This is a genomic window from Porphyromonas asaccharolytica DSM 20707 (assembly GCF_000212375.1).
Lineage (GTDB): Bacteria > Bacteroidota > Bacteroidia > Bacteroidales > Porphyromonadaceae > Porphyromonas > Porphyromonas asaccharolytica.
Window position 1 is genome coordinate 1,353,863 of record NC_015501.1, and the last position, 13,197, is coordinate 1,367,059.

The window sequence follows — 13,197 nt, forward strand, 5'->3', positions numbered from 1 at the left end:
TTGATCCTTCGTCTAGAGCTCTCGTCAAGACCTATCTCTAAGATTGGTGCTATTTTTTCTTACAAGTCTATCAGACGCAGTGAGGCACGGATAGGAGATCGTCAGTAGGTAACACACACGATGAAGGTAGAATTAGTTATGAAATCCATATAACATGGAGAATCGATGAAGCGAGAGCGACCCTGAGGCAACGCTCAGAGGCTGTCGGTCTAAGCTAGGCAGGCAGGAATAGAGAGCGGTCTCGAGACGTCGTCCACGTGTAGAGCGATAAACCCATGATAGGATATACGGCTCAGATCATACTGCGGTATGGTTGTCGAGAGAGTCCTATAGCTCAGTTGGTTAGAGCGCTACACTGATAATGTAGAGGTCGGCAGTTCAACTCTGCCTGGGACTACGATAGGGCGGCACCACGGGGCTAGTATATCTTAAGCAAGATGGACGGGGGATTAGCTCAGCTGGCTAGAGTACCTGCTTTGCAAGCAGGGGGTCATCGGTTCGAATCCGATATTCTCCACACGGATGCTAACAGCATCAAGTGATCTTTGACATACGTAGCAATAGAAACAATAGAAACGAGTAACGAGCGTGCTTAGAAATAAGTACGAACAAATAAAGAATACAAAGCGAGTAACGATTTTAGATCGTGCGCTAAGTAGTATAACTCAACAGAGATTGTATCGACGTAAGTTGATGCAATGCTCAAGGCGAAAAGTTATAAGGGCAGATGGCGGATGCCTAGGCTCTTGGAGGCGAAGAAGGACGTGATAAGCTGCGAAAAGCTGCGGGGATTGGCACATACGAATTGATCCGCAGATATCCGAATGGGGCAACCCACTAGACTGGAGGTCTAGTATCTCGCAAGAGAGGTCAACGAGGGGAACTGAAACATCTCAGTACCCTCAGGAAAAGAAAACAAAAGTGATTCCCTTAGTAGTGGCGAGCGAACGGGGAGTAGCCCAAACCGCAGATGTTTCGGCATCTACGGGGTTGTAGGAGTAGCACTAATGTACTGTAAACGTGTAGAAGAACGGATTGGAAAGTCCGACCATAGAGGGTGACAGTCCCGTACTTGAAACATGTTTGTAGACAGAGCTACCACCTGAGTAGCGCGGGACACGAGAAATCCTGTGTGAATCTGCGGGGCCCATCCCGTAAGGCTAAATACTTCCAAGAGACCGATAGTGAACAAGTACCGTGAGGGAAAGGTGAAAAGAACCTCGATAAGAGGAGTGCAATAGACCCTGAAACCATCTGCTTACAAGCGGTAGGAGCCCCCTGAGGGGTGACTGCGTGCCTTTTGCATAATGAACCTACGAGTTACCGTTGCCGGCGAGGTTAAGTACAGGTAAGTACGGAACCGGAGCGAAAGCGAGTCTGAATAGGGCGATTAGTCGGTAGAGGTAGACGCGAAACCAAGTGATCTACCCTTGGTCAGGTTGAAGGATAGGTAACACTATCTGGAGGACCCAACCGGTAAGCGTTGAAAAGCTTTCGGATGAACTGAGGGTAGGGGTGAAAGGCTAATCAAACTTGGAGATAGCTCGTACTCCCCGAAATGCATTTAGGTGCAGCCTTTGGTGTTTCTTGTATGAGGTAGAGCGACTGATTGGATGCGAGGCTTTCACCGGCTATCAAGTCCAGACAAACTCCGAATGCGTACAAGTCAAAGCCAAGGAGTGAGGGCATGGGTGCTAAGGTCCATGTCCTAAAGGAGAACAATCCGGACCATCGGCTAAGGTCCCGAAATCACCACTAAGTTGGACAAACGAAGTCAAGATGCGAAGACAGCTAGGATGTTGGCTTGGAAGCAGCCATTCATTTAAAGAGTGCGTAACAGCTCACTAGTCGAGGATTTTGGCGTGGATAATAATCGGGCATAAGTGGTGTACCGAAGCTGTGGGATGTGAATACATCGGTAGGGGAGCATTCCTATTGAGCAGAAGATACAGGGGCAACCTGTGTTGGATCGATAGGAAAAGCAAATGTAGGTATAAGTAACGATAAAGGGGGCGAGAAACCCCCTCGCCGAAAGACTAAGGATTCCTGATCAACGTTAATCGGATCAGGGTTAGTCGGGGCCTAAGGATAAGCCTAATGGCGATTCCGATGGAAGAACTGGTTAATATTCCAGTACTAATATATTGAGTGATGTGGAGACGGAGAAGTGACACTACTGCCGACTGACGGAATAGTTGGTTAAAGGGTGTAGATAATTGGTTTGTAGGCAAATCCGCAGACCGAGTCGAACCTGAGAGTACACTGCGTGCATGCACAAAGTGATAATGTAGGTAAGCCAGCTCCCAAGAAAACCCGCTAAACAATTGATATATTACCCGTACCACAAACCGACACAGGTGGTTGGGTTGAGTATACTAAGGCGCTCGAGAGATTCGCGGTTAAGGAACTAGGCAAAATGGTCCTGTAACTTCGGGATAAAGGACGCCAGTGGCGACACTGGCCGCAGAGCATAGGCCCATGCGACTGTTTAACAAAAACATATGGCTGTGCGAAATAGAAATATCAAGTATACAGCCTGACACCTGCCCGGTGCTGGAAGGTTAAGAGGAGATGTCATCGCAAGAGAAGCATTGAATTGAAGCCCCAGTAAACGGCGGCCGTAACTATAACGGTCCTAAGGTAGCGAAATTCCTTGTCGGGTAAGTTCCGACCTGCACGAATGGTGTAACGATGTGGGCACTGTCTCAACCGCGATCTCGGTGAAATTGTAGTATCGGTGAAGATGCCGATTACCCGCAACGGGACGAAAAGACCCCGTGAACCTTTACTATAGCTTTACATTGTACTTGGGTATCAGATGTGTAGGATAGGCCGGAGACTGAGAGTGGGGCACGCCAGTGCTTCAGGAGTCGCTGTTGAAATACGGCCCTTTTGATGTTTGGGTACTAACTTGCGAATAGCAAGGACACTGTATGGTGGGTAGTTTGACTGGGGTGGTCGCCTCCAAAAGCGTAACGGAGGCTTCTAAAGGTACCCTCAGGCCGATTGGTAACCGGTCGTAGAGTGTAATGGCACAAGGGTGCTTGACTGGGAGACAAACAAGTCGCACAGGTAGGAAACTAGAGCATAGTGATCCGGTGGTTCCGTATGGAAGGGCCATCGCTCAAAGGATAAAAGGTACTCCGGGGATAACAGGCTGATCGCTCCCAAGAGCTCATATCGACGGAGCGGTTTGGCACCTCGATGTCGGCTCGTCACATCCTGGGGCTGGAGAAGGTTCCAAGGGTTGGGCTGTTCGCCCATTAAAGTGGCACGCGAGCTGGGTTCAGAACGTCGTGAGACAGTTCGGTCTCTATCTGTTGTGGGCGTAGAGATTTGCAGGGCTCTGACACTAGTACGAGAGGACCGTGTTGGACCGACCGCTGGTCTATCGGTTATGCCGCCAGGTGTAATGCCGAGTAGCTAAGTCGGGCTAGGATAAGTGCTGAAAGCATCTAAGCACGAAGCCGACCCTAAGATAAGATCTCATTGAGGGTGGTCAAAGACGATGACCTTGATAGGCTACAGGTGTAAAGACAGTAATGTCAAAGCCGAGTAGTACTAATTACCCGAACGATTCGCTAAGAGAGTTGAGTTATACGACTTACTTAGAGTGTACGCCTAAAAACGAAGCAGCGTATTCGAGAGTTTGATAGACTCGCTGACTCGTAAATTATCTAGAGTAACTATATAAGTCTACGTATGTCACCCATTAAGGTGGTTATAGCGTTGGGGATCCACCTCTTCCCATTCCGAACAGAGCAGTTAAGCCCAATAGCGCCGATGGTACTGAGTAAAACCGGGAGAGTAGGTAACCGCCTTTCCCATTGAAGAGTCTTCAGATAGGTATGACACCTGTCTGGGGACTCTTTTTTTGTCCTGTTGGCTTTTGGCTGTTAGCTACTACTGCGCCCTGTAGGGACGCTCGGTCTGAGCGTCCGTCCCCGTTAAGGGTTACGACGCTGTAACTTTTGAAGCAATGGACGCACTATGACTCGACACTAGCCGTGACTGAGTCCTGTAGGGACGCACGAGAGTATCTAGCCGAAGGGCGTCCGTTGTCGAACGATCTTGACGACGTTTCGCTTTGCCGAGGATGGACGCACAGATTGTGCGTCCCTACAGGGTACGGTGTTGTTTTGACGGGAACGGACGCTCTCTGGCTAGACACGAGTGGTGCGTCCCTACAGGGTGCGGTGTTGCTTTGATGGGGACGGACGCTCTCTGGCTAGACACGAGCGGTGCGTCTCTACTGGGTGACGTATTGCTTTGACGAGGAAGGACGAGGGCGGACGCTCTCTCCTCTCCTGAAATAGTACACAGTTGGGGAAGTCAAATCCAACAGTAATGAAACAAGAAGCAAGCGTCCACCCTAGACGACCAAAGGCGTGATCAGTTGGCTTAAGGATATTGCCAAATACAAATGGAGGGCTTGCCAATCTTATTGTCTCCCTTCGGTTAAACACCTTTACCAAAATGAACTTTGAGAAGTGGCTAAAACGAACCATTTACGCCTCCTTCGGGAGAACTTGTTAACATATAGAGGGGATCCCCTCTTTTTGAGCATTTCGCCAAGGATCTCAATTGCTCTTGACTGCTACACTAGGCACTTATTCGCTTAAAAACGTTTAGGACAACCTCCGCTTTTTCTGATAAAAGGGTAGTGTGGATAATTCCTATTTTGGGGGGCGAATAGTTTTTTGTACCTTTGTCGAGCCGTAGCGGTAGTGCGCATGTGCAAGGCGTATCAGCTACCTCTTGACACGACAGATCAGAGGTCGCTGTGTGATACCATTAATAATAGGTCGAGTAGCTCAGCTGGATAGAGCAACTGCCTTCTAAGCAGTAGGTCTTGGGTTCGAATCCCAACTCGATCACACGTTGCGTAGACTCTAGTCTTGAGCGCGCTTCTTATTGCCCTGTATCAAAGGCTCTTCCTCCCAGTGGGTTGTGCTTCACCATATCTATATAAGGTCATAAGCTAGGGGCTTCTCTCACGCTCTCATACTAAGGTGTTGATGGTGGACGATCTGTCTTGAGTCCGAGCAACGGAGGCTATGTGTGCCTGTGTGCAGTTTGAAGAGTAAAAGGATATGATAGTACGACATAGAGGCTGTAGGTTAGGGTGTGGTGTGATGATGATGCTTCTTGTGGAGCTCCTCGTGCTATGCTCTTGTAGTCGTGCAGATCTCGTAGAGGGTGCACAGCCTGAAGCTCTTGTTCAGGCTGATGCTGCGTATGCTAATGGTCGCTACGAGCAAGCTGCCGAGATGTATAGTCATCTGGCTCAGGAGTCTGAGGAACAAGAGAGTCTGCAGAGTCTCTGCTATTATCGTGCTGGCGTTGCTTACAATGATGTGGAGCAAAGGGGGAGAGCGATAGTGAACTATCGCAGAGCCTTGCTACTGGCTCCTGACTACTCAGAGGCGCGGCACAATCTGCGTTTGGTCGAGGAGGCGAGGATGAATATGCCCGCTATGGAGTACCCGATCGTGCGTCGCTGGTCTGATGCATGCGCTTATGCGGTCCCGATGAATGGGTGGCTCGTTGCATCAATTGTGCTTTTTGTGGCGAGCATAGTCACTTGCTTGGCTTTCTTCCTGGGACACTCTAGGCGGGTGCGACGAGGATCGTTTTATGCGATGTTAGCCCTGATCGTCTTGTGGGGCTGTACCTTACTCATGATACTACATCGTCGTCACTACGATCAGCAGACAGATGTGGCGGTACTCTGCAGTGTCAAGGCTCCGCTCTATGCTCTAGAGGATGATCCGTCAGTAGCTACCCCGATGATGGAGCTTTATGACGGTGCTGAGATGTGTATCGATGTCGAGGATCGTGGGCAAGCTTATCTAGCTGTGACTCTGCCTGATGGCATCTCCGGACAGATAGCACGTACGGCTATAGAAAAGGTCGTCAGTGCTCAAAAGTAAAAACACAGGAGTGCCCCAGCTGGTAAAGCACTCCCTATGGTGATGAAAGGTTAGAAACTATGGTTGAGCAGTTAGCACTCTGGGAGCGGGACGCTTTTTTAGCCATCAATGCAGCGCACACGCCTTATTGGGACGCTTTTATGTATCTCATCTCTTCGCGCTGGCCGTGGATCGCCGTTGCTTTTGGACTGGTCATCTTTCTTTTTGTCAAAAAGCCGCTTCGTGAGTCGATCCTTCTCGTCTTGATGATTGCTCTCTTGATTACCGTAGCCGACCAACTCTCTAGTGGCTTGATCAAGCCTTACTTCGAGCGGCTGCGACCCTCTTATCATCCACTTACGGCAGACTTAGTGCAGTCGGTCTACGGATATAAAGCGTGGGGCTACGGCTTCATCTCAGGGCATGCGACGAACTTTATGGCACTAGCGATGTTTACCGCATTGGCCTTCCGCAATCGTTGGTATACGGTGGTGGTCTTCGTGCTGGCACTGACCACAGCTTATAGTCGCATCTATCTCGGCGTGCACTTTATCACAGATGTGGTGCCTGGGGCTTGTGTGGGGCTCTTGCTGGGGTATCTAGTCTATCTACTCTATCGCTGGCTGCGTGTGAAGCTATACAACGTACACCCCTCGGAGTCTCAGAGTCGTCTCTGCGCCTCAACGATCGGATATTTGACCTCATTCCTTTGCGTCTTTATCCTCTTCCTATTTGCTTTTGCTGGCGAGCTGATGGGCGTGATGAAAGGGCAGGCTGGCTGGTAGTGAGGTCGTAAGCCGGCTCACTTAAAGTGAAAGTAGTGGGAGAGACGCACACTGTCATCCCGATTGAACTCCTCTAAGCTCATAATGCGGTGCCACGAATCAATGGTGCCGTTCTTACGAATGCTCCGTGCTAGTGCTGCTTGCTGCCGGTAGTTGAGGTAGGGATGTGAAGGGATGCTGTCACTACGCAGAGCGTCAAAGGGGGTACTGTAATTCCTTACACCAATATAGAAGAAAGGCTTGATGCGCTGGTACCGATCAGGCTCCATGCCGTAGATCTCTTGCAGCTGCAGTACCGTGTAGTACCCGCCTAGCTGATCACGATACTTAACAATGCGTCTAGCAAAGCTAGGTCCAATGCCTGGGACCTGCTGCAGTGTAAGCGTGTCGGCACTGTTGAGATCGATGCGTTGTCCCTTGCGGAGCTTCGGCTGGGAGCTGTACTTCTGCTGCTCAGGCGCACCGACATAGTCTGCCGAAAGCTCGACCCCCTGTGAGGCCCCGCTTACATCTTTTTGTGACTTGTCAGGCTGTAGAGGAGGCGCGTAGGTTCCGCTAGCTCGCCTTTGTATGGAGTCTGTGGGGAGAGAGACTAGTTGCTCGCTTATCGTCTGTCCCGCCAGTGGGGCGAGCGACTGAGCCTGGTAATTATTGTCCCAGAGTATCTTGCCGATGGCAGCGAGTATGATCAGGCTAACGGCTATCAGCACCCAGGTCTCTGTGCGTCCTCTCTTGAAGCTATTCATGCTGGTCAGGAGCGTACGTATCGGCTATGATGCGCCCATCTTGTAGTGAGATGGTGCGGTCGGCTCGCTGTGCAAAGTCTTCGTCGTGTGTCACGATCAGGAAGGTTTGTCCGAGCTGATCTCGTAGCTCGAAGAATAGCTCTATGAGCTCCTCCTTGCGCTGTGTGTCTAAGCTCCCCGACGGTTCGTCGGCTAGGATCAGCGTGGGGCGATTGATCAGGGCACGTGCTACGGCCGTGCGCTGCTTCTCACCACCCGAGAGCTGTGCCGGGCGGTGCTTAAGACGATCGGCCAGCCCCAGCTGTGTGAGTAGCTGCTCCGCTTCGCTGAGTGCTTGTCGCTTGCTCATGCCTGCGATCATAGCAGGTATGGCAACATTCTCAGCAGCTGTGAACTCGGGCAGCAACTGGTGAAACTGAAAGACGAAGCCTATCTGCTTATTGCGAAAGTGCGCCTGCTTCTGAGCTGAGAGGGTAAAAGGATTGACCCCGTTGATCGATAGCTCTCCCTTGTCCGGCTTAAGCAGCGTCCCGATGATCTGTAGGAGCGTCGTCTTGCCTGCACCGCTAGGACCGACGATAGAGGTTATCTCCCCCTGATGTATCGAGAGAGTTATCTCTTTGAGTATTTGCAGCGAGCCAAAGGACTTGCAGATAGAGTCTAGGGTGACGAGAGGCGTGGGCATAGGCTTTGTCGTTTTTTACTGAGGCGTAGAGAGGTCTTGTAGTACGTAGGCTGCCATATGGAGCCCAAAGAGCTGGGGCATGTAAGAGATCGTCCCGACGATGCTACGCTTGTTCTGGTCGCTGTGGGGTAGGGCACGTATAGCCTCCTCGTGTGACGGCTCGCTACTGTAGACACAGGGCGTGGCAAAGACGGCACGCGGTGCCTCTAGCTGGCGAAGTCGCTTGCGTACGAAGCGTGCCAAGGCACAGATATGCGTCTTACTCATCGGAGCTACGGAGACCTGCCGTGGATCTAGCTTAGCACCCGCACCCATAGCGCTGATGATCGGGATGCCCAGTTGATGCGCAGCGAGGATCAGTTCGCACTTAGGCGTGAGCGTATCGATGCAGTCCAGTATATAGTCGTAGTGATGTGTCGAGAGGAGCGTGGGGATGTTGTCGCCAGAGAGATAGGCAGCGTGAGTCTCCACCGTTATGGTAGGATTGATCCGATGCAGTAGCTCCTCCACCACCTCCACCTTAGGACGCCCTATGGTATCTCTAAAGGCGATCACCTGGCGATTGATATTCGTCTCATCGACCTTGTCGTGATCTACGAGCGTAAAGCGACCGATGCCAGAGCGCGCTAGCAGTTCGCACGCCTTGCTCCCCACACCGCCTAGCCCCACGACCAGGATATGCTTGTCAGCAAAGCCTCGCAACGTCTCGCTCCCGAGGAGTAGCTCCGTACGCTCCAGCCAGTGTGGTACGTCGTCCATAGGTGTCGTTATCAAGTGTCGTTACTCTGTGATGCCCCGCTCATCTAGAGCCTTCTGATAAGCTCTAGCATTGCGCATATGATCTGCGTAATTAGCCGCGAAAGCATGATACCCCGAGAAGTCTGCCCGAGCACACATGTATAGGTAGTCGTGCGCCGTGTGATGCAGCACAGCATCCAGCGTCGTCATCTGTGGATAGCGGATAGGACCTGGGGGGAGACCCTTATACTTATAGGTGTTGTAGGGCGAGTCAGCCTTGAGTAGCTCTCCACCGATACGCTGCGCCGTGAAGTTGCCCGAGGCAAACTTAAGCGTCGGGTCAGCCTGCAGTGCCATGCCCTTGCGCAGACGATTGATGTAAAGCCCCGCGATGTCGCTGTACTCGTCCGTCTTGCTCGACTCCTCCTCGACGATCGAAGCTACGATAGAGACCTCTACCGGCGTGAGCCCTATCTCCTGAGCCAGTGCGGTACGCTTCTGATCCCAAAACTTGTGGTAGCTCTGCTCATACTTGTGCAGTAGCTCTTTAGGGGAGACCGTCCAGTAGACCTCGTGCGTGTCTGGGAGAAACATACAGCGTATCGTCTCGGTCGTGAACCCTAGCGAGTCGCAGTAGACAGAGTCTCGCAGTAGCGTGCGTAGCTCATCGGCGCTCATCTCTAGGGGAGCCGTCAGCTTGTCGATCAGCTCTTCCTGCGTACGGATAGAGGAGAAAGAGAGTCTGACCGGAGACTGAGCTCCATACTTGATCGTCTTGCAGATGGAGAGGATGCTCATGTCGGGGCTTAGCCGGTAGCGGCCTGGGCGCAGTCTCTCCTCAATGCGTACGAGACGAGCCACGCTACGGAGCAGTGTGGGGTTTTTGACCTCTAGCTCCTTCGTGATAGTCGCTATCAGCGCCTCGCTACTAGTCGTGTCCGTGATGTAGGCGTAGCACTCCTGCTGACTCGTGCGCCCCGCAGGACGCAGCAAGAGGTAAGCTGCCCACGAGAGTAAGAGCAGTATGACAATGAGTAGCGTCAAGCGTATCCACGTACGTATGCGTCTAGACGACCCATGGTGATGACTCCTGTGCGAAGTGTCGTTGAAGTATGAAGGACGCCATTGTTTAGATTTAGATCTGCGACTGCGGGACATATAGAGTAAGAGTCTAATCAGTTAGTAAAGACGAGCAGGTAAAGCAGTACCCACAAGGGATGATACACACTCATAGAGGAGTGGGGTAGTCTCTTGTGGGTACTTTCTTTTTTGTCATATCATAGGGGAGAGCAGTAAGGCTTTACTCCTCCTTACTCTGCTCAGGAGCGTCAGCTGGTTCATCAGCCCCTTGCTGTGCTCTCTGCTCCTTACGTATATCACGTAGCTTGAGATCTAGCTCGTCGATCTCTCGCTGCATCGAGTCACAACGCTCCTCAAGCATCTTGAGCAGATTCTCGCCCGCACGGCTCGTCACACTCAGGCGCTCCTTGTTGTTGCTGTAAGTCTGCAGGTCGCTCTCCAGCTGCTCCTTGCGGCGCTGTATACGATCGTATTCCTCACCATAAGGACTAGCGGGGCCGAAGTTGCGACGGTTATTGTTGCGGTTACCACGTCTGTCGCCACGAGGCTTGTCGCTAGCTCTCAGCTTATTGAAGAAAGCATCCATCTGCTCCTTCAGCTCATCTTGTAGCTTACGGCGCGTCTTGCGAGGCATGTAGCCCAGCTGGTTAAAGTCTCTCTGCAGGGTCACCGCCTCCTCACGATCAGCATCGCTCGGTGCTTCGATAGCGGCCAGCTCATGTGCACGAGCTAAGAGCTGCTTAGCCGTAGCCACCGACTCCTTGCTCTCCTCACGCTGAGCCTGATAGAGCGCTTTGTGATGCGTGTAGTAAGTGTCGCAAGCAGCACGGAAGCGCTTGAAGAGAGCCTGGTGCTTGTTCGTGTGGATCATCTCATTCCACTCCGTCTGAAGCTCCTGTATGCGACTATGTCCCTCAGGCCAGCGCTCCTCAGCGACGATCTGCTCGATCTCCTCGATGATCGCACGCTTGCGGTCGCCCTGCTCACTGATCAGCTTGTTGCGATCACGCATGAACTCCTTGCGCTTGTCAAAGAAGATGTCACACGCCGTCCTAAAGTGCAGGTATAGCTCCTCGCTCACCGCACGAGGCACACGACCCGTCTTACGCCACTGATCTTGCAGCTCCTTGATCTGATCCGTGTAGGTGCGCCAATCCTTGAAGGTATGTATATCGTTCGGATTGATCGCCTCGATCTGCGTGATGATACCCCGCTTGATCGCTTCGTTCTCACCCTCCTGCGTGCGCTGCTGGTTACGATACTCCTGGTTGTTGTTGTTGATCTTTGCCGAAAGCTCCTGAAACTGCTTCCACAGATCCTTGCGAAGCTCCTTAGCCACAGGACCCACGTCGCGCCAGCGGTGGTGTAGATCTTGCAATTCGCGAGCAGCTTGCGTTACATCGGTAGACTCTGCCAACTCCTTAGCACGCTGTATGATTGCCTCCTTAGCCTCAAGGTTCTTCTTGAAGTCATAGTCGCGAAACTCGTTATTGATCTGCTGCAGATCGTAAAACTGCTCCCTCAGATGCTCAAACTCACCCTGTATCTGACGCATATCACCAGGAGGCACAGCACCCGTGTTGCGCCAGCTCTCCGTGATCTCACGATACTCCTTGCTGATGATGCTAAAGCTCTCGCTCGACGTGAGCAGCTTACTCAGACGCTCCACAAGGTCACGCTTGGTAGCTAGATTAGCCTTCTGCTCCTCAGCTATCTCCTCTTGGCGCTTGCGATTCCGCTCCTTAAAGTCATTGAGTAGCTCCTTGAGACGTATCTCCTGTGCCTCAGCGTCAGCACGTAGCTTAGCATTCTCCTCAGAGACCGTGTTCAGGTAGCTATTCATCTTGCTGTAGAAGACATTCTTGTAGCGATCGATGATAGAGCGTGGAGGCAGCTCACCGCTCTGCAGGAGGAGAACCACATCGTCAGTGATCTGTGCGCAGCTCATCTTAGCAATGTCTGCGTCGCTCTTGTTGAGTAGCTCCTGATACTGTCGCTCCTCCTCCGATAGCTCGGCCGGTGCCGTCGTCTCAGCTTGAATCGTCTCGGTGGTCTCCTCCGTAGCGACAGACTTCTCTGGAGTCGTCTCAGCCACCGCCTCGGGCGATGGAGAGGTCTCTGGAGTGTTAGCCTGGGATGTCGTCGCTTCCTGCGTCGATGGTGTAGTAGTCGTCTGGTCGAGAGCAGAGGTCTGCTCTGTGTTGTTCTCTTCTTGTGGGATAAGATTCATTTTCGAGATGATTCTAGATGTATAACTAATATCGAGGAGTCGCCGTATGCGTCAGCGCAGCGTACAGGCTCCTCGTTTGCTCATTCAGCTAATGCTGCTCTGAATGCAAAGATAACTAATTCTTCGCGATTGGGGGACTATTTGCGCAAAGTGTCAACTTTCCAAAAACTTTCCAGCCTTGGAAAATAAAATTTCCAACGCTGAAAATTTCTTTTTCCAACGGAGGGAACTTTTCTTTCCACCGTTGGAAAGGTTGAGACACTTGACGAGTAACGATCGGAACGTATGGTCGGGAGACGTGTAACGGCTGTAGGGACGCACGGTCTGTGCGTCCGTTACTGGTGTTACAGCGTCTGATGGCTAGACTTTTTGTGTTGATGTGGTTTGTGTAGGGGCGGACCTGCGTGTCCGCCCACATGGCATACAACGCTCCGACGACAATGGGCGGACACATAGGTCCGCCCCTACAGGATTACGTCTCGCTTTGACGAAAAAAAGGACGCACGGTCAATGTCTAGACCGTGCGTCCCTACGAGTGTGTGTGCGTGTAGTGGCTAGCCCTTGAGTAGCTTGTGAGCTGCGCGACCCTCTATGCGTGGGGGCTTGACGTAATGCTCTTCGTATGTTTGGTACCGTGGCTCGACGGCGGGAGCGTGGGTGGCGAAGGTCTCTGCTATGAAGCCTTGCTCCTCGGGGCTGATCGCCTCGTAGCCACAGCGCATACGTATGACACCACTCTTGCCGAAGTGAGCATTGAGTTGCGCCTCTATTTGTTCCTTTTGCCCTAGGGTCAGATCGTTGTAGCTCCATACGAGTCCACGGGCATAGCGTCTGAGCTTGTGCTCGTGGTAGTTGGGGCAGTGGTCATATCCGCCTGCCTTGTCGATGAGCTGGGGATTGGTGATGGTGAGCAAGCTATTGCTGTGCTCGACTTCTTTGAGAGCGTTGTGCCAGAGGGTGCACTGCTCTCGTCGGGTGCATCGTGGTGTGTAACAACTAGCGTGTTCCATAAGTTTTTTGT

Annotated in this window: 8 protein-coding genes, 3 tRNA genes and 2 rRNA genes; 7 read left to right on the forward strand and 6 right to left on the reverse strand. The window is 52.0% G+C overall.

The genetic code is table 11. The features are described from left to right. The first annotated feature begins 323 nt into the window (after positions 1 to 323). From PORAS_RS05305 to PORAS_RS05335, 7 genes are all read left to right on the forward strand, one after another. Positions 324 to 397: transfer RNA gene (locus tag PORAS_RS05305), tRNA-Ile, on the forward strand. Between the two features lie 46 nt (positions 398 to 443). Then, positions 444 to 517, forward strand: a tRNA-Ala gene (locus PORAS_RS05310). A 190-nt stretch (positions 518 to 707) separates the two neighbouring features. Next, positions 708 to 3,584, forward strand: a 23S ribosomal RNA gene (locus PORAS_RS05315). A gap of 129 nt (positions 3,585 to 3,713) precedes the next feature. Continuing rightward, a 5S ribosomal RNA gene (gene rrf, locus PORAS_RS05320) occupies positions 3,714 to 3,824 on the forward strand. Positions 3,825 to 4,803: 979 nt separating this feature from the next. Beyond that, a tRNA-Arg gene (locus tag PORAS_RS05325) sits at positions 4,804 to 4,877 on the forward strand. A 216-nt stretch (positions 4,878 to 5,093) separates the two neighbouring features. Further along, the gene (locus PORAS_RS05330; protein WP_044211361.1) at positions 5,094 to 5,933 is read left to right on the forward strand and encodes a hypothetical protein; all 840 of its coding nucleotides are present in this window, start codon (positions 5,094 to 5,096) and stop codon (positions 5,931 to 5,933) included. Between the two features lie 59 nt (positions 5,934 to 5,992). Next, positions 5,993 to 6,697 (forward strand): phosphatase PAP2 family protein, encoded by a 705-nt coding sequence (locus PORAS_RS05335; protein WP_004330838.1) that lies wholly within the window; start codon positions 5,993 to 5,995, stop codon positions 6,695 to 6,697. A gap of 17 nt (positions 6,698 to 6,714) precedes the next feature. Here PORAS_RS05335 and PORAS_RS05340 read toward each other — a convergent pair whose 3' ends face one another. The 6 genes from PORAS_RS05340 to PORAS_RS05365 all read right to left on the reverse strand — a co-directional run bounded on the left by PORAS_RS05340 (position 6,715) and on the right by PORAS_RS05365 (position 13,186). Then, a complete protein-coding gene (locus PORAS_RS05340) occupies positions 6,715 to 7,443 on the reverse strand; it encodes a ComEA family DNA-binding protein (RefSeq protein ID WP_013760472.1) in 729 nt (242 codons plus the stop codon). After that, a complete protein-coding gene (locus PORAS_RS05345) occupies positions 7,436 to 8,128 on the reverse strand; it encodes an ABC transporter ATP-binding protein (protein WP_004330820.1) in 693 nt (230 codons plus the stop codon). The genes PORAS_RS05340 and PORAS_RS05345 overlap by 8 nt, the downstream gene beginning before the upstream one ends. Before the next feature lie 15 nt (positions 8,129 to 8,143). Further along, positions 8,144 to 8,887 carry a tRNA threonylcarbamoyladenosine dehydratase gene (locus PORAS_RS05350; protein WP_013760473.1) on the reverse strand — a complete coding sequence of 248 codons (744 nt, stop codon included), beginning with the start codon at positions 8,885 to 8,887 and terminating at the stop codon, positions 8,144 to 8,146. Positions 8,888 to 8,908: 21 nt separating this feature from the next. Then, complete coding sequence (gene mltG, locus PORAS_RS05355) at positions 8,909 to 9,910, reverse strand: endolytic transglycosylase MltG (RefSeq protein WP_155811473.1); 1,002 nt, start codon at positions 9,908 to 9,910, stop codon at positions 8,909 to 8,911. A 256-nt stretch (positions 9,911 to 10,166) separates the two neighbouring features. Next, the gene (locus PORAS_RS05360) at positions 10,167 to 12,176 is read right to left on the reverse strand and encodes a DUF349 domain-containing protein (RefSeq protein WP_013760475.1); all 2,010 of its coding nucleotides are present in this window, start codon (positions 12,174 to 12,176) and stop codon (positions 10,167 to 10,169) included. Between the two features lie 554 nt (positions 12,177 to 12,730). Continuing rightward, complete coding sequence (locus PORAS_RS05365; RefSeq protein WP_013760477.1) at positions 12,731 to 13,186, reverse strand: DUF6078 family protein; 456 nt, start codon at positions 13,184 to 13,186, stop codon at positions 12,731 to 12,733. Positions 13,187 to 13,197: the final 11 nt, after the last annotated feature.

Excerpts from the sequence above, each read along its gene's own strand:
- PORAS_RS05365 (WP_013760477.1), bottom strand. The coding sequence starts at position 13,186 with ATGGAACACGCTAGTTGTTACACACCACGATGCACCCGACGAGAGCAG.
- PORAS_RS05350 (WP_013760473.1), bottom strand. The coding sequence starts at position 8,887 with ATGGACGACGTACCACACTGGCTGGAGCGTACGGAGCTACTCCTCGGG.
- PORAS_RS05340 (WP_013760472.1), bottom strand. The coding sequence starts at position 7,443 with ATGAATAGCTTCAAGAGAGGACGCACAGAGACCTGGGTGCTGATAGCC.
- PORAS_RS05345 (WP_004330820.1), bottom strand. The coding sequence starts at position 8,128 with ATGCCCACGCCTCTCGTCACCCTAGACTCTATCTGCAAGTCCTTTGGC.
- PORAS_RS05360 (WP_013760475.1), bottom strand. The coding sequence starts at position 12,176 with ATGAATCTTATCCCACAAGAAGAGAACAACACAGAGCAGACCTCTGCT.
- PORAS_RS05335 (WP_004330838.1), top strand. The coding sequence starts at position 5,993 with ATGGTTGAGCAGTTAGCACTCTGGGAGCGGGACGCTTTTTTAGCCATC.
- PORAS_RS05330 (WP_044211361.1), top strand. The coding sequence starts at position 5,094 with ATGATAGTACGACATAGAGGCTGTAGGTTAGGGTGTGGTGTGATGATG.